25 protein-coding genes are annotated in these 22,101 nt (G+C 71.9%); 10 read left to right on the top strand and 15 right to left on the bottom strand.

The genetic code is table 11. The features are described 5' to 3' along the window. Nucleotides 1-6: 6 nt before the first annotated feature. The 7 genes from ABZ444_RS36640 to ABZ444_RS36610 form a co-directional block, all read right to left on the bottom strand. A complete protein-coding gene (locus tag ABZ444_RS36640; RefSeq protein WP_358007353.1) occupies nt 7-1,440 on the bottom strand; it encodes an MFS transporter in 1,434 nt (477 codons plus the stop codon). Nucleotides 1,441-1,619: 179 nt separating this feature from the next. Further along, on the bottom strand, nt 1,620-2,420 hold the full coding sequence (locus ABZ444_RS36635; RefSeq protein WP_357975731.1) for a glycerophosphodiester phosphodiesterase: 801 nt from the start codon (nt 2,418-2,420) through the stop codon (nt 1,620-1,622). 34 nt (nt 2,421-2,454) lie between these two features. Next, nucleotides 2,455-2,994, bottom strand: coding sequence for a TrmH family RNA methyltransferase (locus ABZ444_RS36630; RefSeq protein ID WP_358007350.1), 540 nt, complete (start codon nt 2,992-2,994; stop codon nt 2,455-2,457). Next, a complete protein-coding gene (locus tag ABZ444_RS36625) occupies nt 2,991-3,581 on the bottom strand; it encodes a methyltransferase (protein ID WP_358007344.1) in 591 nt (196 codons plus the stop codon). Before ABZ444_RS36625 ends, ABZ444_RS36630 begins: the two co-directional genes overlap by 4 nt. 11 nt (nt 3,582-3,592) lie before the next feature. Further along, a complete protein-coding gene (locus tag ABZ444_RS36620) occupies nt 3,593-4,540 on the bottom strand; it encodes a VWA domain-containing protein (RefSeq protein WP_357975735.1) in 948 nt (315 codons plus the stop codon). Beyond that, complete coding sequence (locus tag ABZ444_RS36615) at nt 4,537-5,469, bottom strand: DUF58 domain-containing protein (protein WP_357975738.1); 933 nt, start codon at nt 5,467-5,469, stop codon at nt 4,537-4,539. Before ABZ444_RS36615 ends, ABZ444_RS36620 begins: the two co-directional genes overlap by 4 nt. Continuing rightward, the gene (locus tag ABZ444_RS36610; RefSeq protein WP_357975741.1) at nt 5,466-6,467 is read right to left on the bottom strand and encodes a MoxR family ATPase; all 1,002 of its coding nucleotides are present in this window, start codon (nt 6,465-6,467) and stop codon (nt 5,466-5,468) included. The genes ABZ444_RS36615 and ABZ444_RS36610 overlap by 4 nt, the downstream gene beginning before the upstream one ends. Before the next feature lie 55 nt (nt 6,468-6,522). On the opposite strand from ABZ444_RS36610, the gene ABZ444_RS36605 reads away from it, so the two are divergent. Together ABZ444_RS36605 and ABZ444_RS36600 are read left to right on the top strand one after the other, a co-directional pair. After that, complete coding sequence (locus tag ABZ444_RS36605) at nt 6,523-7,284, top strand: hypothetical protein (protein ID WP_358007341.1); 762 nt, start codon at nt 6,523-6,525, stop codon at nt 7,282-7,284. A 43-nt stretch (nt 7,285-7,327) separates the two neighbouring features. Next, nucleotides 7,328-8,206: a DUF2268 domain-containing putative Zn-dependent protease gene (locus ABZ444_RS36600; protein ID WP_358007338.1), complete on the top strand. Its 879-nt coding sequence runs from the start codon at nt 7,328-7,330 to the stop codon at nt 8,204-8,206. Here ABZ444_RS36600 and ABZ444_RS36595 read toward each other — a convergent pair. Then, nucleotides 8,176-8,814 (bottom strand): response regulator transcription factor, encoded by a 639-nt coding sequence (locus ABZ444_RS36595; protein WP_358007335.1) that lies wholly within the window; start codon nt 8,812-8,814, stop codon nt 8,176-8,178. The genes ABZ444_RS36600 and ABZ444_RS36595 overlap by 31 nt on opposite strands. 158 nt (nt 8,815-8,972) lie before the next feature. On the opposite strand from ABZ444_RS36595, the gene ABZ444_RS36590 reads away from it, so the two are divergent. The 3 genes from ABZ444_RS36590 to ABZ444_RS36580 all read left to right on the top strand — a co-directional run bounded on the left by ABZ444_RS36590 (nt 8,973) and on the right by ABZ444_RS36580 (nt 11,327). Next, nucleotides 8,973-9,323, top strand: a complete 351-nt coding sequence (locus ABZ444_RS36590; RefSeq protein ID WP_358007332.1) for a hypothetical protein — start codon at nt 8,973-8,975, stop codon at nt 9,321-9,323. A 275-nt stretch (nt 9,324-9,598) separates the two neighbouring features. Next, nucleotides 9,599-10,162 carry an RNA polymerase sigma factor gene (locus ABZ444_RS36585; protein ID WP_358007329.1) on the top strand — a complete coding sequence of 188 codons (564 nt, stop codon included), beginning with the start codon at nt 9,599-9,601 and terminating at the stop codon, nt 10,160-10,162. After that, the gene (locus ABZ444_RS36580) at nt 10,155-11,327 is read left to right on the top strand and encodes a CU044_5270 family protein (RefSeq protein ID WP_358007326.1); all 1,173 of its coding nucleotides are present in this window, start codon (nt 10,155-10,157) and stop codon (nt 11,325-11,327) included. The genes ABZ444_RS36585 and ABZ444_RS36580 overlap by 8 nt, the downstream gene beginning before the upstream one ends. A gap of 261 nt (nt 11,328-11,588) precedes the next feature. On the opposite strand, the gene ABZ444_RS36575 is transcribed toward ABZ444_RS36580, so the two are convergent. Then, complete coding sequence (locus ABZ444_RS36575; protein WP_358007323.1) at nt 11,589-12,908, bottom strand: histidine kinase; 1,320 nt, start codon at nt 12,906-12,908, stop codon at nt 11,589-11,591. A 144-nt stretch (nt 12,909-13,052) separates the two neighbouring features. On the opposite strand from ABZ444_RS36575, the gene ABZ444_RS36570 reads away from it, so the two are divergent. Beyond that, nucleotides 13,053-13,616 (top strand): ATP-dependent Clp protease proteolytic subunit, encoded by a 564-nt coding sequence (locus ABZ444_RS36570; protein ID WP_357975757.1) that lies wholly within the window; start codon nt 13,053-13,055, stop codon nt 13,614-13,616. Between the two features lie 2 nt (nt 13,617-13,618). Then, nucleotides 13,619-14,236, top strand: coding sequence for an ATP-dependent Clp protease proteolytic subunit (locus ABZ444_RS36565; RefSeq protein ID WP_358007320.1), 618 nt, complete (start codon nt 13,619-13,621; stop codon nt 14,234-14,236). 128 nt (nt 14,237-14,364) lie between these two features. On the opposite strand, the gene ABZ444_RS36560 is transcribed toward ABZ444_RS36565, so the two are convergent. The 4 genes from ABZ444_RS36560 to ABZ444_RS36545 form a co-directional block, all read right to left on the bottom strand. Further along, the gene (locus ABZ444_RS36560) at nt 14,365-14,631 is read right to left on the bottom strand and encodes a hypothetical protein (RefSeq protein ID WP_358007317.1); all 267 of its coding nucleotides are present in this window, start codon (nt 14,629-14,631) and stop codon (nt 14,365-14,367) included. Nucleotides 14,632-14,633: 2 nt separating this feature from the next. Continuing rightward, entirely contained in the window at nt 14,634-15,134 is a 501-nt protein-coding gene (locus ABZ444_RS36555; RefSeq protein ID WP_358007314.1) for a hypothetical protein, read from the bottom strand. A gap of 1,001 nt (nt 15,135-16,135) precedes the next feature. Continuing rightward, nucleotides 16,136-16,564 carry a MarR family winged helix-turn-helix transcriptional regulator gene (locus tag ABZ444_RS36550; RefSeq protein ID WP_358007311.1) on the bottom strand — a complete coding sequence of 143 codons (429 nt, stop codon included), beginning with the start codon at nt 16,562-16,564 and terminating at the stop codon, nt 16,136-16,138. 14 nt (nt 16,565-16,578) lie between these two features. Next, nucleotides 16,579-17,193: a TetR family transcriptional regulator gene (locus ABZ444_RS36545; RefSeq protein WP_358007309.1), complete on the bottom strand. Its 615-nt coding sequence runs from the start codon at nt 17,191-17,193 to the stop codon at nt 16,579-16,581. Nucleotides 17,194-17,273: 80 nt separating this feature from the next. Here ABZ444_RS36545 and ABZ444_RS36540 point away from each other — a divergent pair, with 80 nt between their 5' ends. Together ABZ444_RS36540 and ABZ444_RS36535 are read left to right on the top strand one after the other, a co-directional pair. Further along, nucleotides 17,274-18,311 (top strand): FAD-dependent monooxygenase, encoded by a 1,038-nt coding sequence (locus ABZ444_RS36540; protein ID WP_358007306.1) that lies wholly within the window; start codon nt 17,274-17,276, stop codon nt 18,309-18,311. A 77-nt stretch (nt 18,312-18,388) separates the two neighbouring features. Further along, nucleotides 18,389-19,150, top strand: a complete 762-nt coding sequence (locus ABZ444_RS36535) for a TSUP family transporter (protein WP_357975781.1) — start codon at nt 18,389-18,391, stop codon at nt 19,148-19,150. A 30-nt stretch (nt 19,151-19,180) separates the two neighbouring features. On the opposite strand, the gene ABZ444_RS36530 is transcribed toward ABZ444_RS36535, so the two are convergent. Together ABZ444_RS36530 and ABZ444_RS36525 are read right to left on the bottom strand one after the other, a co-directional pair. Beyond that, nucleotides 19,181-20,302 (bottom strand): MFS transporter, encoded by a 1,122-nt coding sequence (locus ABZ444_RS36530; RefSeq protein WP_358007303.1) that lies wholly within the window; start codon nt 20,300-20,302, stop codon nt 19,181-19,183. Further along, nucleotides 20,299-21,051, bottom strand: a complete 753-nt coding sequence (locus ABZ444_RS36525; protein ID WP_358007300.1) for a DeoR/GlpR family DNA-binding transcription regulator — start codon at nt 21,049-21,051, stop codon at nt 20,299-20,301. The genes ABZ444_RS36530 and ABZ444_RS36525 overlap by 4 nt, the downstream gene beginning before the upstream one ends. A 44-nt stretch (nt 21,052-21,095) precedes the next feature. On the opposite strand from ABZ444_RS36525, the gene ABZ444_RS36520 reads away from it, so the two are divergent. After that, nucleotides 21,096-22,067 (top strand): transcriptional regulator, encoded by a 972-nt coding sequence (locus ABZ444_RS36520; protein ID WP_358007297.1) that lies wholly within the window; start codon nt 21,096-21,098, stop codon nt 22,065-22,067. Nucleotides 22,068-22,101: the final 34 nt, after the last annotated feature.

Below are 22,101 nucleotides of genomic sequence, written 5' to 3'. Positions count from 1 at the left end.
CGCGGGTCAGATCCGCGAGGGCACCTCGTTGCCGGCCGCCCTGATGGCCTTGGGCAGGTTCGTCAGGGCGAGCAGCACGAAGCCCACCACGAAGAATATGATCATGGACACGATGGCGATCCGGTAGCTGTTGGTGACCTGCAACGCGATCGTCACGGTCAGCGACCCGATGAACGCCGACCCCTTGTCGCTGATCTGCAGCAGGCTGAAGTACTCCGCCTCCCGCCCCTTCGGGATCACCTGTGAGAACAACGACCGCGACAACGCCTGCGTGCCGCCCAGCACGATGGCGATGGCGAAGGCCATCAGGTAGAACTGCAGCGCCTGCCCCTCGCCGACGAACATCGCCACCACCACGATCCCGGTCCACAACACCAGGCTGGCCAGCACCGTGCGCTTGGTGCCGAAGCTGCGCGCCAGCCGGCCCAGCAGCAGCGCCCCGAAGAACGCCACGAACTGCACCATCAGGATCGCGGTGATCTGTACGGTCTTGTCCAGCTTGAGCGCCTCGGAGGCGAAGGCCGCGCTGTTGCCGATGACCGTCTGCACGCCGTCGTTGTAGACCAGGTAGGCCACCAGGAACAGCAACGTCAGCGGGTAACGCCGCAGCTCGGCCAGCGTACGGCCGAGCTGGCGGAAGCTCCCGCGCACCGAGCGCAGCGCCGTGGTCTCGTGCGCCGGCACGGGACGGTTGCGCAGCCGCAGCAGCGGGATGACCGTGAACGTCGCCCACCACAGGCCGGCCGACATCATGCTGATGCGCACCGCCATGCCCTCGCTCAGCCCCAGGCTGTCGTGCTGCAGGAACAGCGCCAGGTTGAGCAGGAGCAGCAGCCCGCCGCCGAGGTAGCCGATCGCCCAGCCGCGCGAGGAGACCCCGTCGCGCTCCTCGGGGGTGGAGATCTGCGGCAGGAAGGAGTCGTAGACCACCACGGAGGAGCCGTAGGCCAGGTTGGCCACCACGAACAGCACGCCGCCCAGCAGGTAGCGGTCGCCCTCGACGAAGTACAGGCCCATGGTGGCCAGCGCGCCGACGTAGGCGAACCCGCCGAGCAGCTCCCGCTTGCGGCCGGTGTGGTCGGCCAGCGCGCCCACGATGGGCAGGAACACGATCTGCAGGAACACCGCCACCGTCAGCGTCAGCCCGAAGAAGGCCGCGGGCCTGATGTCGGCGCCGAGCACGTCGACGTACCCCAGGCCGGGGTGGCGCAGGACCAGCGCGTCGAACTGGGACGCGCACGTCTCGGCCGCGAGGTCGGGGAAGTCCTTCGCGCAGGCCGCGGTCCTGGCGACCGGGATCAGGTACGGGCCCAGGAAGACCGAGATGATCGTGGTGTAGAAGGCCGAGTTGGCCCAGTCGTAGAAGTACCAGCCGCGTTGCTCGCGGCGGCGTGCCGCGGGGGAGTCGTCGAGGGCCGCGGGGGGTGCGGTGGAGGCCATGGTGTCGTGTCGCTCCTCTGCGGCCGGGCGGCCGGGGGGCCTCGCGCGGCCCGGCCACGGGGTGGGGTCAATGCCTGACGAAGTGCCCATCTTCGCAGGTCGTGGGTCACGTCCACGTGTCGTGCCCATGACCTTACAGTGATCACCTCATGAGAGGAAGGTCGCCGCCGCCGGGCGGGTCAGGCCGCCATGCCGCGCGGGTGCCACAGGCCCCGCCGCTCGAGGACCTCGCGCAGGCCGGTGACGTTGTCGGTCATGATGCCGTCGACGCCGAGGTCGAGCAGGTGCTCCATGCGGACGGTGTCGTTGATCGTCCACACGTGCACCTGCATGCCGATGGCGTGGGCCGTGCGGACCAGGCGGCGGGTGGTGACGCGCAGGCCGCGGAAGCCGACCGGCACCTGCGCGCACGGGATCCCGGCGCGCGACAGGCGGGCCAGCAGGCGGCCGTAGCCGGAGGTGGTGGCGGCGGCCCGCAGCGCGGCCACACCTCGCGGGCCGAGCGCCGAGCACACCTCGCGGCCCATGGCGGCCCTGGCCATGACCAGGCGCTCGTCGGAGAAGGAGGTCAGGCAGACGCGGTCGTAGGCGTTGGTGCGGCGGACCACCTCGGCCAGCGGCGCGATGGCCGCCGCCTCCTTGACGTCGATGTTGAAGCGCACCTGCGGCCACGTGCCGAGCAGGTCCTCCAGCAGCGGGATCTCGTGCACGCCGGCGATGCGGGCCTGCCGGACCTCCCGGTAGGGCAGCTCGGAGATGCGGCCCCGCCGGTCGGTCACCCGGTCGAGGGTGTGGTCGTGGAAGGCCAGCAGCATGCCGTCGGCGGTGGCGTGCGCGTCGGTCTCCAGGTAGTCGTAGCCGAGCGCGACCGCGCGTTCGAAGGCCGCCAGGGAGTTCTCGGCACCCTCCAGCGCACCGCCGCGGTGGGCGAAGGCCAGCGGCCCCGGATGGTCGAGAAAGGCGAAACGACGGCTGAGCACGACCCGGTGTCCCTTCCGATGGTGGACGGTTCGGTCACGGTTCGGAAAGATTCTCCCACTCCTGGCGGCGCGCCTCGGCCAGCGCGATGGCCGCGGCCACCGACACGTTGAACGAGCCGACCCGCCCGACCTGCGGGATGTAGCAGACGCCGTCGGCGGCCTCCAGCAGGGCGGGGGAGCAGCCGTGGTCCTCGCTGCCGACCACCAGGCACACGTCGCGGCCGAGGTCGGCGCGGTGCAGCGGCACGGCCTCGCCGGTCAGCTCGATGGCCAGCACGGCGTAGCCGTCGTCCTTGGCGGCCTTGACCGCCTCGGTGGCCGGGACCGCCTCGTGCCAGGTGACCAGGCGCTCGGTGCCGAGCGCCGTCTTGCCCGCCTTGGGGTTGGTGGGCGGCGTGGCGTTGCCCGCCAGCCAGATCTGGTCGACGCCGAACGCCGCGGCGCTGCGGAAGATCGAGCCGACGTTGAACGGGCCCGTCACCGATTCCAGGATCAGCGCGAGCCGGTTGTCGGTGTTCCTGCGCCAGGTGCGGTTGAGCCGCTTGACGTCGGTGGGGCGCAGCTGCCTTCTCATCGGGCCACCTTCAATATGCGGTAGGCGGCTCGGGAGGCCTCGCGGGAGGCCTGCCAGCCCTGCTCGCCGAGCCAGCGCTGCAGGGAGTCCGAGCCGAGGTGTTTCTGGACGACCAGGTAGGCGACGCCGTCGGGCGTCAGCCGGGTGAGCCACCTGGTGAGCATCTCGTGCAGAGCCGGCTTGCCAATCCGGATGGCGGGATTGGACCAGATGGCCCGAAATTTCACGTCATCCGGCACTTCATCAACATGTACAGGTCTTACTTTGTAAAGGCCGGCGGCCTGGGCGTTCCGCTCGGTCAGCTCCAGGCTGCGCCGGTTCACGTCGACGGCCCACACCGTCGCCCCGGGCGCCCGCGAGGCCATCGTCAGCGCGATGGGCCCGTAACCGCAGCCCAGGTCGAGCAGGTCGCCCTCCTGCGGCGGCGGCGGGACGGACTCCAGCAGCGCGCGCGTGCCGACGTCGACCCGGTCGGGTGAGAACACGCCCCGGTCGGTCTCCAGCCGCAGGTGCAGGTCGGGCAGGACCAGATCGACCGAGCCCGGCCTGCTCGCGGTCTCGGGACGTTCGGAGAAGTAGTGGGCCACGTGGGAAAACGTTACGGGATCCGGGTGCCGAACAAGACCGCGGCGCCGGCCACCAGCAGCCCGAGCACGATCGCGGCCACGATGAACCACTGGGTGATCTCCTGGCTGACCAGCTTGAACCCCAGCGAGGTGCCGATCTGCTCGTAGACGTCGCGCAGTTCGCTGCCGGACTCGGCGGCGTAGGCCCGGCCGCTGGTGCCGTCGGAGAGCGACTGCAGGGTCTGCTTGTTGACCGGGACGTTCACGGGCCTGCCGTCGATGTCGACGGTGCCCTCCTGGGTGCCGTACGCGATGGTGGAGACCGGGACGTGGGCCTGCTGGGCGGCCTCGATGGCCTCGTTCACCGACCGGCCGGAGGTGTTGTCGCCGTCGGACAGCAGCACGATCGCGGCGGGCGGCGGGTCGGTGGCGGCCTGCTGGTCGAAGGAGCGCACCGAGTCGAGTGAGTTGAAGACGGCCTCGCCGATCGCGGTGCCGGGCCGGGTGGTCAGGTTGCCGATGGCGGTGACGACGGCCTGGTGGTCGGTGGTGGGGGAGATGACGACGTTGGCCGAACGGGCGAAGGAGACCACGCCGACGTTGAAGCGGTCGGGCAGCTCCCGGGCGAACGCCTGGGCGGCGGCCTTGGCGGCGCTGATCCGGTTGGGCTGGACGTCGCCGGCGTCCATGGACAGGGAGACGTCGAGGGCGATCATGATGGTGGCGCGGTCGCGGGGGACGCGTACCTGGTCGGCGGGTTTGGCGGCGCCGACCACCAGGAGCGACATCATGACCAGGAACAGCGCGGGGGGCACGTGCCGGCGCCAGCTCGGCCCGGCGGGGGCGACGAGGTTGAGCAGCGCCAGGTTGGTGAAGCGCACGGTGTAGCGGCGGCGGGCGAACTGCGCCACGACGTATCCGGCCACCAGCAGCGCCACCAGCACGAACAGCCACAACCAGCCGGGCGCGAGAAACGTCATACGGGTCTCCGGTGGGCGAGGTGGCTCATGCGGCGCTGGCGCAGGACGAACTGCGCCACGTCGAACACCCAGTCCCTGTCGGTCCGCAGCACCAGGTGGGCGATCCCGGCGCGGCGCAGGGCGAGCCGGGTGCCCTCACGCTGGAGGGCGGCGGCTTCTGCATATGCTTGCCGGACTTTGGGAGAAAGGTGCACTTCACGTACGTTCCCGGTCTCGGGATCGGTGAACGCCACCCGGCCGACGTCCGGCAGCTCCAGCTCCCGCGGGTCGATGACCTCCACGGCCAGCACCTGGTGGCGGGAGGCCAGCCGCCTGATCGGGCGTTCCCAGGGGCGTTCGGCGTCGGGGTCGAGCTCGGGGCGGTCGTCGAGGAAGTCGGAGACGACCAGGCGCAGGCCCCTGCGGCGGCGGGTGGCCGCCAGCACGTCGATGCCCTCGGCCAGGTCGGGGGCGTCGGGCACGGCCCGGCCGCGCGGGGCGTCCATGAGGGAGTGGAGCAGCCCGTACAGGGCCGGGCGGCCGGTACGGGCGGGCATGCGGTGGATGTACTCCTCGTGCAGCACCAGAGCGCCGAACCGGTCGCCCATGCGGCTGGACAGGAAGCCGATCGCGCCGACGGCGGCCACGACCAGGTCGCGCTTGTCGGTGTCGGCGGTGCCGAAGTCCATGCTGGCCGACAGGTCGGCCAGCGCCCAGGTCTCCAGCTCGCGGTCGGCGATCAGGTCGCGGACGTGAGGGACGGTCGTGCGGGCGGTGACGGCCCAGTCCATGCGGCGCACGTCGTCCTCGCCGGGCACGTACAGGCGGCTGTCGCCGGTCTCGCTGCCGGTGCCGGGCAGCAGCCCCTGGTGGGCGCCGTGCAGCAGGCCGTCGAGCCGCCGCGTGACGGTCAGCTCCAGCCGTCGCAGCGCCTGCTCGGCGGTGTTCAACGGTTCTGGTTCCAGACGACCAGGGGCGGCGGCACGGCGTGCAGGATCTGCTTGACGACCTGCTCGGGATCGACGCCGTCGGCCAGGGCGTCGAAGGTCAGCATGAGCCGGTGGGACATGACGTCGACCGCCACGTCGCGCACGTCGTCGGGGAGCAGGTAGTCGCGGCCGCGCAGCAGGGCCAGCGCGCGCCCGGCCGAGACCAGGCCCAGCGTGGCGCGGGGGCTGACGCCGATCTCGATCGTCTCGGCCAGGTCGCCCAGCCCGTAGTCGGCGGGCGCGCGGGTGGACATGACCAGGCGCACCACGTAGTCGGCCACGAGCTGGTGCACCGAGACCTGCTCGGCGGCCTGCTGCAGGGCCAGCAGCCTGGCCGGGTCGAGCACGCGGTCGGGCACGGGCGGCGTGACGCTCATGCGGTGGAGGATCTCCAGCTCCTCGTGCGCGCTGGGGTGCGGCACCCGTACGCGGAACAGGAAGCGGTCGCGCTGCACCTCGGGCAGCGGGTAGACGCCCTCGGACTCGATCGGGTTCTGGGTGGCCAGCACGATGAACGGCCTGGGCAGCGGATGGGTGACGCCGGCCAGCGTGACCTGGCGCTCGGCCATCACCTCAAGCAGCGCGGACTGCACCTTGGCGGGGGCGCGGTTGATCTCGTCGGCCAGCAGGAAGTTGACGAACACCGGACCCAGCTCGACGTCGAACTTCTCGTTGGAGGGGTGGAAGACGCGGGTGCCGACGATGTCGCTCGGCACGAGGTCGGGGGTGAACTGGATCCGGGCGAACGTGCCGCCCACCACGGTGGCCAGGGTGGAGGCGGCGAGGGTCTTGGCGACTCCCGGCACACCTTCGAGCAGGCAGTGACCGCGGGCCAGCAGCGCCACGACCAGCCGCTCGACCATGTGCTCCTGTCCCACGATGACACGCCGGACCTCGTCGAGACTTCGACGCAGCAGTGCCGCGTCGTTTCCGTCCGGCAACTCTTCGGCGACGCTCATGACGCCATTCCACCAAACGCGCCGCGAACGTGCACGACGCCACGTCTGTGCTTTCATGGCAAACGTGGCAAGTCCCCTGCAGTACGGTGATCCGCCCCAGCTGGGGCGCTACGTCGTGCAGGCCCGCCTGCACACGGCTCCGGCCGGGTTCGTCTACCTGGGACAGGGACCCGACGGACGCGCAGTGTCGCTGGCCGTGCTCACGCGGGGCGCCGCCCTCGACGCGGCGGCGCGCGACCGGTTCCTGACCGCGATCAAGGAGGCGTCGGGGCGTTCCGGCGGGCGCGGGTGGCTGGGGCTCGGCCGGGCGCGCGCCTCGGTGCTCGACGGGACGCCCGAGGTGCTCGACGTGCAGGACGGGCCGGCGCCGTGGGTGGCGGTGCCGTACGCGCCGGGGCAGCCGGGGGCCGAACGGTTCCTGGACCCGGTCATGGTGGGCGGGACGTTCATCGGGCAGGCGCACGGGCCGGACTTCGTGCCGTACTGGCTGACCGACCGCGCGCCCGCGCTGCCGGGGCCGCTGGCGCGGCGGCTGCCGCTGACCGAGACGCGCCGGCGGGTGCTGCTGGCCGCGCTGGCGCTGGCGCTGCTGCTGGTGCTGGTCACGACGATCATGCTGTTGCTGCTGTTCGGCAGGCGCGACAGCGAGCCGATGCCCCGGCAGCTCCCGCCGACGGTGTTCGTGCCCACGCCGCCGCCCACGCCCGCCACGCCGGTGCCGGAGCCCTCGCCGTCGCAGTCGCCGTCGCCGACGCGCACCGGTCCCGGCACGCCGGGGCAGTCGCCGGGCGACGAGCTGGGCGAGTCGCCGCTTTAATGCGTTTGAGCCTCACGTTACGTGAGGCTTTAGCGTCCGCGGCATGGAGTTCATCGTTCATGACACGCTCACGGCCATGGCGGACCTGCTCGCCCGGCCGCTCGCCGACCGGCCCGAGGCGCTGCGGGAGATGCTGGCGCCGATCCGGCCGGCGATCCCGGTGCCCGGCGACATCGTCGACATCCACCACCAGGGCGGCGGCTTCCGCGTCGACGCCGACGATGCCCGTTACCTGCCCGCCGTCCGGGCCATGATCGAGGCCGACGTGCTCGGTCAGGTACGCAGGGAGCTGGAGCGCGCCTCCCACGCGCTGAAGGAGGCCAGGCAGGCTTCCTCGTTGCAGGTGATGTTCGTGCTCGGCGACCCCGACGACGAGCACCTGATGAAGGTCGGCGGCGGCTACTACGGGATGGGCGGCTCGCCCGGCTGGCTGTACCTGCTGGGCTGGCCGTCGGAGGAGGTCATCGGCCGGATCGCGCACTGCGCGGTGCACGAGTTCCACCACAACGTGCGCTACACCAACGTCGAATGGGACCCCCGGAAGGTCACCGTGGGCGAGCACGTGGTGGCCGAGGGACTGGCCGAGGCGTTCGTCCGGGAGTTGTCCGGCCCGGAGGCCATGGGGCCCTGGTCGCGGATGGTGACGGGGAAGGAGCTGGAACGCGCCCACGAGCTGATCATGGACGCGTTCGACCTGGAGGGCATGGGGAACACCCCGGCGTACGTGCTGGGCGACAGCGCCATGCGGCGCTTCGGCCAGGAGCCCCGCGGCATTCCCGACATGGCGGGCTACGCGGTGGGGCTGCGGCTGGTGGACCGGGCCCTGGCCGAGAAGGGGCTGAGCGCCGCCGAGGCCACCCTGCTACCGGCCACGCAGCTGCTCGACCCCTCTCATGCAGGGGAGACGAACCCGGACTCGTAGGCGGCGATCACGGCCTGGGTGCGGTCGCGCGCGCCCAGCTTGGCCAGGACGTTGCCGACGTGCGTCTTGACGGTCTCCTGGCTGACGACCAGCTCGGCGGCGATCTCGGTGTTGGACATGCCCCTGGTCATCAGCCGCAGCACGTCGCCCTCGCGGCCGGTGAGCCGGTCGATGCCCGGCACGTGGGCGCGCGGGCGGCGGCCGGCCAGGGTGCGGATCGCGGCCGGGAACAGCAGCGACTCGCCGGCCGCCACCAGCCTGATCGCCTGGAGCAGGTCGTCCGGTCTGGTGCGTTTGAGCAGGAAGCCGCTCGCCCCGGCGCGCAGGGCGTCGTAGACGTGGTCGTCGTTCTCGAACGTGGTCACGACCAGGACCTTGGGCGGGTCGTCGAGCGCCACGAGCCGGCGGGTGGCCTGGATGCCGTCCATGGCGGGCATGCGGACGTCCATCAGCACGACGTCGGGGCGCTCACGGCGGACGACCGGCAGGACCGCGGCGCCGTCCCCGGCCTCGCCGACCACGCGCAGGCCGGGCTCGGCGTCGATGATGACGCGCAGCCCCGCGCGGATGAGGTCCTCGTCGTCGGCGATCACGACCTTGAGTGTCATGCCCCCGACCGTAGCGGCACCCGGGCGGGGAGGGTTCCGGGCGTCTTGGGGCTGACGGTGGGGGACCGGGATTTACGGGACCGACTGCGGCGGCAGGCGGGCCGTCGCGGGGCCGAGTGTGACTTGCAACGTACTTTGGCCGGAATCTGCAACATTGTTTGGCCGCGTACGTCACGGACAGCAGCGGTCAGCTGATGCCGATGACCAGAGCGTCGCGGGCGGCGTCGATGACCTCGGCGGTGATCCGGTCAACGCCATTGTTGAGCTTCATCACCCGCTCGGCTTGTTCCAGCAGCCGGGTGACCAGCCGGAAGTTGCCTGCGGTGGTGCGGTTGAGCGGCGATGGCCTCAGTGGTAGTGGTGTCCGGGATGTCCGGGCCCAGGTGGGCGAAGGCTGTGGTCAGGACGATGGTGAATTCTTCAGCGGCCAGGGTTCGGTAGTGGGGGACGAAACCGATGCGGCTGTAGAGCTGCGGATAGCGAGCCAGGCGCTTTTCGATCGGCCTTGAGGGTGTCGATCTGCCGGGTGAGATCTTGGGTCGCGTCTCGAAAGCATGGATTCGAGACGAGCAGAGCCCTGTCCCCCAGGGTGACGCAGGCCGGCGAGGGTGGTCAGTTGATTCCGATGACAAGAGCATTGCGGGCGATCAGGCGGTGACTGAACGGATCTGGATGGCCTCAGGCAGACATGGGCGAGAGACTCGGCGACGGTCCGTGAAAGCATCAAGGCACTTCGGGCAAGAAAGGGCGACCATCGTTCACTTGACCCAGCGGAGACGCCTGCATGGCCGTTCCACCTGACCTGGCCGACCCACCCGATCTACGGGTCGACTTCGAGCAGATCTTCAATGCGCACTTCTCCGAGATCCACCGCTACATCGTCAGGCGGTTGTCCGACGACGTCGCTGACGACCTGGCCGCCGAGGTGTTCGTGGCGGCCTATCGGGGTGGCTATGACGCCTCGCGCGGCGGGGTGCGTCCGTGGCTGTACGGCATCGCCACCCACCTCATCGCACGGCACCGCCGTACCGAGATCCGTAGATGGAAGGCGCTCAGCCGGACAGCTGAGCGCGCCGAGCACAGTCCGGAGCACAGTCCCGAGGACGCAGCCCTGGCCCGCGTGGCCGCGGGCCAGCTGACCGGCAAGCTGGCGGGGGCGCTGGCCGGACTCAATCGCGGGGACCGCGACGTCGTGCTACTGAGCGTGCTGGGCGACCTCAGCCACGCCGAGGTCGCCGCCGCCCTGCAGATCCCAGCGGGGACGGTCGCCTCCCGGCTCAACCGCGCCCGCAAGCAGCTCCGCAAGGCACTCGGCGACGTCAACCCTTTGGAGGACTCCCATGGATGAGCTGAGCCTCCTGGCGAGAGCGCTGCCTGACGCTCCGCCGCCCTCGGCGGAGGTGGTCGAGAAGGCCCGCCTCCGGCTTGCCGCCGCCCAGCGCAAGCCGGTACGGCCAGGTAGAGCGAATCGGCGTGGCCTCGCCTGGGGATGGACCCTGGGAGCGGCCGCAACAACGATCGCCGTCGTCATGGCCGTCGTCACGCTGGTGTCGAACGTGACCACTGTTCCCGCACCGGTGCTCGCGCCCGCAAGCGGCAACGATGCCCTGCTCAGGCTGGCGGACCAGATCGCGAAACTGCCGGACGAGCGCGGCGACTACTGGCGCAGGCCGCTGCTCAACAATGGGCTGATCAGGGTCCGGGCGGGCGGCGAAACGTTCAACGTTCTGGACTCGTCACGAATCGACCTCTGGCAACCGCGCGACCCTGGCGACCCTGTTCATGTGGAACAGTGGCAGCAGTTCGTCCGTCCCGCCACCAAGGCCGACGAGCGTGCATGGCGGGCGGCCGGTTCTCCGGGTACGGTCCAGCGCGTGTGCACGCCGGGCGCCCGCGCGGGCGACTGCGCGGAGGTCCGGCTGCGATCCAAGCCCTCTCATTGCGTCTACACGCGGGCGGCCGAGCCGGGCGGCGTGCTCGGTGATAGACGGCTGGGTGAACTCACGCTGGCCGACCTCGCGGCGCTGCCCGACGACGCCGAACAGCTCCGAGAGAAACTGCGAACCTACTGGAAGACCCGAAAGAAGAGCCAGCGCGAGGACAGCTTCGAAGACTTCCTGCCCGTGGCCTCCGCCCTGCTGGAGCTCCCGGTCAAGCCCTCGGTCAGGGCGGCCACCCTGCGTCTGCTCGCCGGACTGCCGACGACCAAGGTGCGCGGCTCGATCATTGACCCTCTGGGACGTCCGGGAATCGAGGTCACCTTCATCAAGAGCGAGGGCTTCACCGCCGAGTTCGGTACCGATGACGAGGTGGCGCAGCGGTACACCACCATCCTCGACCCACACACCGGCACGGTCTTGGCGGCAAACGTCGCGATCGCGGCCGAGAGCACGGAGGGGCTCGCCAAGGGGACGTTCATGGACTATCAGGCATGGGCACCTGAGGCCGGCTGGACCAGCGAACGCCCCGAGCGGCCACGCGGCTGCCGGCTCAGCGACCGTCCGCTCCCGTGACGGGCCGCCCGGGGCACGCACGCTCACCACCTTCCTTTCCGTCCGCGCCTGCGGGCGGCGAGATCGCATCCGGCTTTTCAGCGCGCGAGCGCTTCTCCGGAGACCCACGGACGAGGGGCTTGGCACACGGCCCGGTTCCGATGCATCAGATCCCGGCCCTGTCACTACGGGTGACGTGCGGCCAAATAATGGTGCAGATTCCCGGTCAAGGTGCGTTGCAGGTCACAAGCCTGGCCGGAGAGGGTTCCAGAGGGGGCGGGGTCATGGGCTCGGGCGTAGGGGGAGGCGGACCGAGACCGTCCAGCCGTCCTCGTCGGGGCCGGTGCGCAGGTCGCCGCGGAGCAGGCGTACGCGTTCGCGCATGCCCGCCACTCCCCGGCCGCCGCCGCGTCCGCGGCCCCCACCGCGCCTCCCGCCGGGGTTGCTGACCTCCAGCCGCAGGTCGTCGCCCTGGACGGCGGCGGCCAGCGTGACCGTGCCGTCGCCGTGCCGGATCGCGTTGGTCAGCGCCTCCTGCAGGATGCGGTACGCCTCCCTGGAGACCACGGCGGGCACGCCGGACAGGTCGCCCACGTCCTGTCGCACCTCGGCGCCGGAGCCCGCCACCAGCGCCCCGAGGTCGGCCAGCGTCGCCTGCGGCGCCCGCCGCGCCTCCTCACCGCCCTCCCGGTGGCTCTCGCGTCTGCCCTCATGCCCGTCCCCGCCTGCGTCCTCGCGCCCGTCCTCGCGCCCGTCCTCGCGCCCGTCCTTGCGCCCGTCCTCGCGCCCGTCCTTGCGTGCGTCCTCGCGCAGGACGCCGAGCACGTGGTCGAGGTCCTCCAGCGCGGCGCGGGCCGACTGCTCGATGGCCGCCAGGGCGGTCCTGGCGGTGGCCGGGTCGCGATCGAGGACGCGTCCGGCCGCGGCGGCCTGCAAGGTGACGACGCTGAGCGCGTGCCCGACCGAGTCGTGCAGCTCGCGCGCCAGCCGGTTGCGTTCGGCCAGCGTACGGGCGTGCTCCTCGGCGGCGGCGAGCCGTTCGGCGGGGGTGGGGCCGAGCAGCGGGGGAGCCAGGGCGGCCAGCAGCGCGCCCGCGCCCGCCGCGCCCGCCACCAGCAGCACCAGCGCCCCCACGCCCGCCGCCGCCCACAGCAGAGCAGGCCACCCGGGCTCGGCCGTGAGTCCCAGCACCGGCATCGGCTCCCCGATGAACGGCAGCGCCAGCGTGAACCCCGTGAACGGCACCACCGCCAGCGTGCACCCGCTCACCACGCCGCCCACCGCCAGATGCAGCGTGAACCACGCGGCGGTGCGCCGCCGCTCCTGCCACGACCGCCGGGCCTGCCGCGGCGGGGTCTCCACGCGAGCCCCGAGCAGCCCCTGGGCGGCGTTCACCTCCAGCGCGCGCACCGGCAGGAACAGCCCGGTGACCGCCACCACCGGCAGCACCGCGACGAACACCCCGACCTGGATCGGCATCAGCAGATCGGACGACACACCGCGCCACAACCCGGCGACCAGCACCCCGGCCATCATGTACGGCATCAGCAGCGCCCCGCCCAGAATGAGGCACGCCCAACGGCGGGGGAGGTTCCTTCTCACATCCAGGATTGTATGTCGATACTTTTTCGCGCTGGGAGTAATGCGCCTTGAGTGAAATGCGCCCCCAGCGAAAATGGGCCGGAATTCGCCGCCACCGGGTCTAGCGTTTTTCGCAGAATTAGTTTCGGCAGAAAGGTGACGTCAATGACGGAGACCCAGCGCGCGGCCTGGCCTGACCAGCTCAGTCAGCGCCTGCTGAAGGAACGCATCGTGGTCCTCGGCCAGGAGGTCGACGACGAGATTTGCAACCGGCTCTGCGGCGAGCTGCTTTTGCTGGCGGCCGAAGACCCCAATCGGGACATAACGCTCTACATCAATTCTCCGGGCGGCTCGGTGACGGCCGGCATGGCGCTCTACGACATGATGCAGTTCGTCCCGTGCGACGTGGCGACGGTGGCGATGGGCTTCGCCGCCTCCATGGGCCAGCTGCTGCTGACCGCCGGCGCGCCGGGCAAGCGTTACGCCCTGCCCAACGCCCGCATCGTCATGCACCAGCCGCTGGGCGGCATCGGCGGCTCGGCCAGCGACATCCAGATCCAGGCCGACAACATGCTCTACACCAAGCGCAGGATGGCGGAGATCATCGCCCACCACACGGGCCAGCCGCTCGAGCGCATCCAGGCCGACTCCGACCGCGACCGGTGGTTCACCGCCCAGCAGGCGCTGGAGTACGGGTTCGTCGACCACATCGCCGAAGGGATGAACTGACCATGAGCGGTCGTTACGTGCTGCCCTCCTTCACCGAGCGCACCTCTTACGGGGTGCGGGAGATGAACCCGTACAACAAGCTGTTCGAGGACAGGGTGGTGTTCATCGGCGCCCCGATCGACGACACGGTGGCCAACGACGTCATGGCCCAGCTCCTGACGCTGGAGTCGCTCGATCCCGACCAGGACATCAACATGTACATCAACTCGCCGGGCGGGTCGTTCACGGCGATGACGGCCATCTACGACACGATGCAGTTCGTCCGGCCGGAGATCCACACGGTCTGCATCGGGGAGGCGTCCTCGGCGGCGGCCGTCCTGCTCGCGGCGGGCGCGCCGGGCAAGCGGGCGGCCCTGCCGCACGCGCGCGTCCTGCTCCACCAGCCGGCCACGGAGGGCGGCCGGGGGCAGTCGAGCGACCTGGAGATCCACGCCAGGGAGATCGTGCGGATGCGTGACCAGCAGGAGGAGATCCTGGCCCGGCACACCGGGCGCGGGGTGCTGGAGATCAGGAAGGACATCGAGCGCGACCGCATCTTCACCGCCGAGCAGGCGCGCAGCTACCAGCTGATCGACGACATCTACGCCTCCAGGAAGCGCTCCCTGGCCGCCGCCCGCTGACCTACCCGCCCGAACCTACCGGTCCCCTGTGGGCTGGCCTGCCCGCTGGTCTCCCCGGCCCCTGCGGGCGGGCCGGCCCGGAGCCCGGCCCGCTGGCCTCCTTGGGGCCCCTCCCCGGGCCCCCGTGATCATCCCGCCCGCTCGTCTTGTACGGCCCGCAGGCGGCGCAGGGCCAGCAGGCCGCCGACCCCGGGGACGAACGCGCTCCAGCGCGCCCCGGGCGTCCCCTGCGTTCGGGGCGTCATGGCCGCCGTGGCGATGACGACGAGGTAGGACATGCCGTGCAGCGGGCCGGCGTACGTCGTGACCGCCTGGGCGTGCACGGTGAGCAGGTTGGCCAGCAGAACCGCCAGCGTGGCGGCCTCGGCGGCGGCGGCGATGCGCAGGGTAAGCACGCTCAGGCCCCCGTCTGCTCGCCCGGGCGGACGATCATGAGCACGACGACGGCCGCCCACAGCAGGTTGTAGACGCCGGTGAGCATCGTCAGCGTTCGCAACCGGCGGCCGTCGTCGGGAGCGTCGAGGGCCTGGCGCTGGCGGGGGTGGATCTGGGTGGCCAGCAAGGCGCCCGCGACTGCGGTGAGGACCATCGACACGATGATCCAGGTCTGCCCCATCCGTCCCTGCACACTGGCCAGCACGATCCCGGCCAGCGGGACGATCAGCCCGAACGCGGCATAGCCACCGGTGATGCGGTGCAGCGCGACGGCTACGGCGGCGCTGCGCTCCGCGCCGGCGGCCTTGGTGGAGCCGGTGGTGGCGGGGGTCGCGGCAGGGTTTGCGGCGGGGGTCGCGGCGGCGACGGGGGCGTAACGAGGGAACAAGCTCGACGCGACCGCCGAACCGCCGACGAACACGATCCCCGCCAGCACATGGATGGACAACAGGACATGATTCATGGATCGCCTCCAACCTTCAGGGTGGCTGAAGCCTAGCGAAACCTTCAGCCACCCTGAAAGCCGGCCTGCCATACGAGACCTCCGGCGCAGCCTTCGCCTCAACCCTCAACGGTTCCTGCAGAACCTCCGGCGCCCTTGGCGGCCCCCTCCGTTCCTGTGCTAACCGCCTCCGTGGCTCTCCCCGTCGCTCCCGGTCGGGGGCCCTGCCGTGCACCTCGGAGAACCGCGCATCGCGGAGGCCAGGGCGGGAGCCGCGGCGCTGCTCTTGTCGAGGTCTGCAACGCTCGGGGTGGGGTTGAGGCGTAGGGAAGGAGGTGCACGGTCCTCGGGGGCGGGCAGCGCCGGTCCAAAGGCGCGGCCCCCGGACGCCCCGGCCGCCCACCTCCCGCGCCAGAACCACCGGCTCGGCCGCCTTCGGCAACCGGCTGATCCACTCCTGCTCCAACGTGGCCTCCACCCGCCCCGGCTAACACTCCAGCTCGGCGGCACGTCCTGACCGGCGCCCGGCACCCTCGGCCCTGGACGGCGGGAGTCTGCCGCCCTGACCTCGACTGCGGTTGCAGTTCGAGGCTGGACCAGGGGATCGCCGACAGCGCGGAGGTGAAGGAGCCAGGTGTGATCAAGGCACACCGCGGCGTCGTCGCGGTTGCGGACGCTGCTGCAGCCGACTCCCGTCTGACGCCCCGGTGACCCTTCGCGGAGGAGGCCATCGCGGCCCGGCTACGCGTCCTGTAAGCCGGCTTCCGCCACCAGACGGCCGACCTCATCACCCGTGACCAGCAGGCCGGCCGCATCCCCACCACCCTCGACCCGCTCGACACGGCGCTCGCCCTGGTGGCGCTGGCCCAAGGGCTGTCCGCCTACGTGCTCACCGGCGTCACCCCTGCGGCCACCGCCCGCAACCAGGTGCCGGCGGGCATCGCAGGGCTCTGGCACTGAGTGCGCGGAGGGGAGAAGACAGGGCTGGGGTTGGAGGTGGCGCGTGGGTGAGGCGGCGGGCGTCAGGGGGTGGGGAAGGCGGTGCGGATTGCTTCGCCCACCTGTTGCTGAACGGGGTCGGCGTCGGGGCCGAAGAGGCGTTCGTCGACCTTGGTGATGGCCTGGGCGGCCTCCCGCAGGAGGCGTCGTCCCTCGGGGGTGAGCTCGATGGTCGAGGCCGACCCCGCCCGCGCCGTACGGTCGCGTACCAGCCCCGCCTGGACCAGCCCCTTGACCGCCGTGTGCACGCTCTGTACCGAGATGCCCGACATGCGGGCCAGGTCGCTGAAGGACGCGCCGGGCACCCCGGCGATGTGTCCCAGCAGCCCCAGGCGGCTGATCGTCAGCTCAAGCGGCGCCAGCTCGGCGGAGAGCTCCGTCTCGACCCGCCGCGCCAGCGTCAGCACCACGATGGAGGTGCTCGACACGGGCGGTCCGTTCTCGATCGTCACCGGTCCAGTCTCGCCTACCCGGCCGGGACGGCGCCCGCCGGTCGCCCCGGTGGCGGGTAGACGGTGTGCAGGAGGTCGCGCAGGAAGGCGTCGAGGTCGTCGAGGCCGTAGTCGGCCAGCGTCTCGGCCGGTTGGGTGAGCAGGTAGGTCAGGGCCGTGTTGAGGCACATCGTGACCGTCGCGGCGGTGCGCCGGGTCGCCGGCAGGCCGGCCGCCTCGTGGGCGCGCAGGTGCAGGGCCAGGTCGGCGCGGGTGAGCTCGGCCAGCGTCGCGCGCAGCTCCGGTCTGCGTGCGGCCTCGGCGTGCAGTTCGAGGTAGGCCAGGACCCTGGACCTGTTGGCCGTGACCGCGTGGTCGACCAGGCGGTGCAGGAACGCGGCCAGCCCGTCGCGCCCCTGGATCTCCCCGGCCGGAGCCACCTGGAGGTCGGCCCAGTAGCGCTCGACGCAACGTTCGGCGGCGGCCCGCAGGAGGGCGTCGCGGGTGGCGAAGTAGTTCTTGGCCGTGCCCTCCGGCAGGCCGGCCGCGCGGTCGATCGCCCGGTGGGTCAGGCCCCTGCCGCCTTCCTGGGCCAGCACCTCGATCGCGGCGTCGCGCAGCTGGTCGCGCCGGTTCCGGTTCTCCGCCATGGCCTCCATCCTCGCAGTTGCCCTGACCACCACAGTAGTGGTACCACAGTTGTGGTGAACGAGAACAGGGAGGTACTGCCATGAAGGGGTCCGCGGTGATCGTCGGTGCCGGGATCGGCGGTCTTGCGACGGCCGTCGGCCTGCGGAGGGCCGGCTGGGAGGTGACGGTGCTCGAACGCTGGCCCGAGATCCGTCCGGAGGGCACGGCCCTGGGCATGCGTCCGGCCGCCCAGGCCGCCCTCGACCGGCTCGGGTTGGGGGCGGAGCTGCGGCGTCGTACGGTGCCGTACCGTTCGGCGCAGATCCTGGCGCCGGACGGGCGCCGGCTGGCCGACCTGCCCCTGGAACGCATCGAGCGCAAGGGGGGCACGCCCGTGCTGATGTTGTCCAGGGTGTCGCTGATGGAGATGCTGCTCGACGCCGCCGGTGAGGTGACCGTCCGGACCGCCACGGAGATCACCGATCCCGCGGCCCTGCGCACCCGGTACGACCTGGTCGTGGGGGCCGACGGGCTGCGCAGCACGGTCCGTCGGGCGTTCTTCGACACCACCGCCAGGCCGCGCTGCACCGGCATCGTGGCCTGGCGCGGCGTCGCCGCGTTCGAGCCGCCCGTCCATGGCGAGACGTGGGGGGCCGGCCAGGTGTTCGGCCTCACGCCGCAGGAGCCCGGCTCGACCAACTGGTACGCCGCCGTCGCCACCCCCGAAGGGCATCGCGAATCGCTGGACGATCTGCGTGCCCGCTTCTCCGGCTGGCACACCTCCGTCGTCCGCGTTCTGGCCGAGGCCGACGAGGAGAACGTGCTCCGGCACGAGATCCACGACCTGTGGCCGCGCCTGCGCTCGTTCGCCAGCGGGAACGCGGTCCTGGTGGGGGATGCCGCGCATGCCATGACGCCCTCGCTCGGCCAGGGCGCCTGCCAGGCTCTCCTGGACGCCGACACCCTCACCACCTGCCTGCGGGAGGCCGGGGACGTGCCGTCCGCGCTGCGCCGCCACGACGCCTCGCGCAGGAGGCCGGCGCAGCGCGTGGTCACCATGTCGCGCCTCATGACCCGCCTGGCCGGGCACCACCTGCAAGGTCCTCGCAACCTGCTGCTCCGCCTCCTCGCCGCCTGACTCCGCCACCGGAGGGGTGGGTGGTTGGAGGGGGGCTGTAGTCTTCTGGGCGTTTCCTGGGGGAGTGGGGGAGCGGCGTGCCGCTGGAGCAGGTTGTGGTGTTGCTGGCGGCCGCGGCCGGTGCCGGATGGGTCGACGCGGTCGTGGGCGGCGGCGGGCTGGTGCAGCTGCCGGCCCTGCTGATGACCGGCATGCCGCCCGTCCAGGCCATGGCCACCAACAAGTTCTCCTCGGTGTTCGGCACGGCCTCGGCCGCCGTGGCGTACGCGCGTTCCACCAAGATCGACCGTCAGGTGGCGTTACCGGGTGCGGCGCTGGCCGTGGTGAGCGCCGGGCTGGGCGCGTGGGCGGCCGCGGCGATCTCGGCCGACGTGCTGCGCCCGGTCGTGATGGTGGTGCTGCTCGGCGTGGCGGCGTTCGTCACGTTGCGCCCCTCGATGGGCGCCGTGCCGCAGCCGCACCTGCGGACCGACGCCCGGGTGGTGGCGGCGGTGGCCGCGGCGGGCGTGGGCATCGCCTTCTACGACGGCATCATGGGGCCGGGCACCGGCACGTTCCTCATCATCGCCTTCACCACCATCCTCGGCCTGGACTTCGTCGCCGCCTCCGCCTCCGCGAAGATCATCAATGTGGGCACCAACCTCGGTGCGCTTGCGGTGTTCGGGCTGCAGGGCCACGTGCAGTGGGCGCTCGGGCTCGGCATGGCCCTGTGCAACGTGGCCGGCGCCCAGCTCGGCGCCAGGATGGCGATCAGGCGCGGCACGGCGTTCGTCCGGGTCGTGCTGTTGTGCGTGGTGGTGGCGATGGTGATCAGGCTCGGCTGGCAGCAGTTCGGCTGACCCCCGGCACGCCGCCCCGCGATCGGACGCCTAAGGGCGCAGCGCGGGAGCCGTCAGGGCGACGAAGGCCGCCATCAGCGCCGGTACGGCCAGCGCCCGCGGCAACCCGGCGAGCTGGGCCACCGCCCCGATGATCACCGGCCCGGACAGGAACCCCAGGTACCCCACGGACGCCACCCGCGCCAGCGCCCGCCCGGCGAAGGCCGGGTCCCGGTGCCCCGCGGCCGAGAACACCTGCGGCACGATGCACGACAGCCCCGCCCCGAAGCAGCCGAACCCCACCACCCCGGCCACCGGCCCCCCGCCGAGCAGCGCCAGCCCGAGCCCCGCCGCCGCCAGCAGCCCGCAGCACCGCACCAGCGCCACCGGCCCGAACCGGGCCGCCAGCCGGTCACCCGCCAGCCGTCCCGCGGTCATCGCGATCGAGAACGCGGCGTACCCGGCGGCGGCGAACCCGGCCGAGGAGGCCAGGTTCTCGCGCAGGTAGACCGAGCTCCAGTCGGCCGCCGCCCCCTCGCCCACCAGGCAGCAGAAGGCCAACACGCCGAGGAACAGGATGCCCTTGGGCCGCCCGGACCCCGAGCCGCCGGCCGGTAGGGGAGCGGGCACCGAGCGCAGCGCCCACCGCCCGGCCCACACCGCCAGCACGGCGATCACCGCCCCCACGCACCCGAACGTCACCGACGGCGGCAGCCCCGCCTGCGCGAACACCCCGCCCGTCGTGGCCCCGGCGAACCCGCCGATGCTGTAGACGGCGTGGAAGGACGACATCACCGGCCGCCCGTGGGCGCGTTCCACCTCGACGGCGTTGGCGTTCATGGACACGTCCAGGACGCCGTGGACGATCCCGAAGACCAGCAGCGCGGCGGCCAGCGCGCCCAGGCTCGGGGCGAAGGCGGGTGGCACCAGCACCACGCCCTGCAGCAGGGCCGCCGGGATCATGACGCGGCTGCTGCCGTAGCGGTCCACCAGGCGGCCGACGGTCGTCATGCCCGCGACGGCGCCCGCGGCGATGGCCAGCAGCGCCAGGCTGAGCCGTCCCGCGTCGAGCCCGAGACCCTCCTTGATGGCGGGGATGCGGGCCGTCCAGGTGCCGATGGCCAGGCCGGCCAGGAAGAACAGCAGGTAGACGGCCGTCCGTTCGCGTCTCATCCGGCCCCCTTGACGTCCACCCCGGCCGCGACGAGCGCGTCACGCTGCTCGGGCGGCACGCCGTCGTCGGTCACCACGACGTCCAGGCGGGAGATCGGGCAGACCGCGCCGAAGGCCGTACGGGAGAACTTGCCCGAGTCGCAGGCCACGATCACCCGCCGGGCGGCGGCGATGGCCGCCCGTTTGACCGCGACCTCGGGCAGGTCGTGCGCGGTCAGGCCGTGCTCGGCCGACAGGCCGCAACAACCGATCACCGCGGTGTCGAAGCGCAGCGCCGCGATCGAGCTCTCGGCGAGCGGGCCGGTCACGTTCAGCTCGCCCTTGCGCACCTCGCCACCGGGCAGGACCAGGCGCACCCGCGGCGCGGCGGCCAGCACCGAGACGGCCTGCAACGCCAGCGGCAGCGCGGTCAGCCGCCGTCCGGCCAGGGCGCGGGCCACCTCCAGCACGGTGGTGCCGCCGTCCAGCACGACCGCCTCCCCGTCGGCGATCAGCGCCGCGACCTGGACGCCGATACGCCGCTTGGCCTCCACCGCCTCCCGCTCGCGCACCCCGAACGGCGGCTCCTCGCCGCGCAGCAGCAGGGACAGCGCCCCGCCCCTGACCCGGCGGACCACGCCCTGCTGGGCCAGCTCGTCCAGGTCGCGCCGGATCGTCATCTCCGACACGCCGTGCCGCTCGGCGAGCTCGGTCACCGAGACGCTGTCCTGGGCGCGCAGGGCGTTCATGATGGCGGTCACACGTTCCATCTGTTCATACAAACACCGAAAATGTGCGCAATACAATGACGAATATGCGTGCCAGCCGTCTGCTCTCCCTCCTCCTGCTGCTGCAGACGCGAGGCCGCATGACCGCGCCCGAGCTGGCCGCCGAGCTGGAGGTGTCGATCCGTACGGTCTACCGGGACGTCGAGGCCCTGTCGGCGGCCGGCGTCCCGGTCTACGCCGACCGCGGACCGGCGGGCGGCTACCAGCTCCTGGACGGCTACCGCACCCGCCTGACCGGGCTGACGGCCGAGGAGGCGTCCTCGCTGTTCCTGGCCGGGCTGCCGGGACCGGCCGCCGAGCTGGGGCTGGCCGAGGTCGCGGCGGCCGCGGAGCTGAAGCTGCTGGCCGCGCTGCCGCCCGAGCCGCGCTCGCACGCCTCGCGCATGCGCGAACGTTTCCTGCTGGACGTGCCCGGCTGGTACCGCTCGGCCGACGACGTGCCGCACCTGAGCGACGTGGCCGAGGCGGTGTGGGAACGGCGGCCGCTGCACATGACCTACCGCCGGTGGGGCCGGCGGGAGGTCGACCGGGTGATCCACCCGTACGGGCTGGTGCTCAAGGGCGGCTCCTGGTACCTGGTCGCCGCCCCGCCCGAGGGCACACCGCGCACCTACCGAGTCTCGCGCATCCTCACCGTCGAGCAGCTCCCCGGCCGTTTCCGCAGGCCGGAGGGGTTCGAGCTGGCGGCGTTCTGGCGGGAGTACGCCAAGGAGTTCCGCGAGCGCATGTACACCGCCGAGGCCGTCATCAGGCTGGCGCCCGGCCGGGAGGACCTGCTGGCGTACACGATGGGGTCCGACGTGGTCGCCGCGGCGCTGGCCGCGGCGGGCGAGCCCGACCCCGAGGGCTGGCGGACGCTCACCGTGCCGGTCGAGTCGCTCACCCACGCCCGCTGGCTGCTGCTGCGCATGGGCGCCGACGTCGAGGTGCTGGAGCCGGCCGAGTTGCGGGCGCTGATGGCCGAGGCGGTGGCCGGCCTCGGCAAGCTGTACCTCTAGATCAACTTGTCCGGAAAAATCGCGAGAAAAAAGG

This window comes from Nonomuraea sp. NPDC005730 (assembly GCF_040630865.1).
GTDB lineage: Bacteria > Actinomycetota > Actinomycetes > Streptosporangiales > Streptosporangiaceae > Nonomuraea.
The sequence above is the reverse complement of the archived record's forward strand: the minus strand, read 5'-3'. Positions and strand labels throughout refer to the sequence as shown.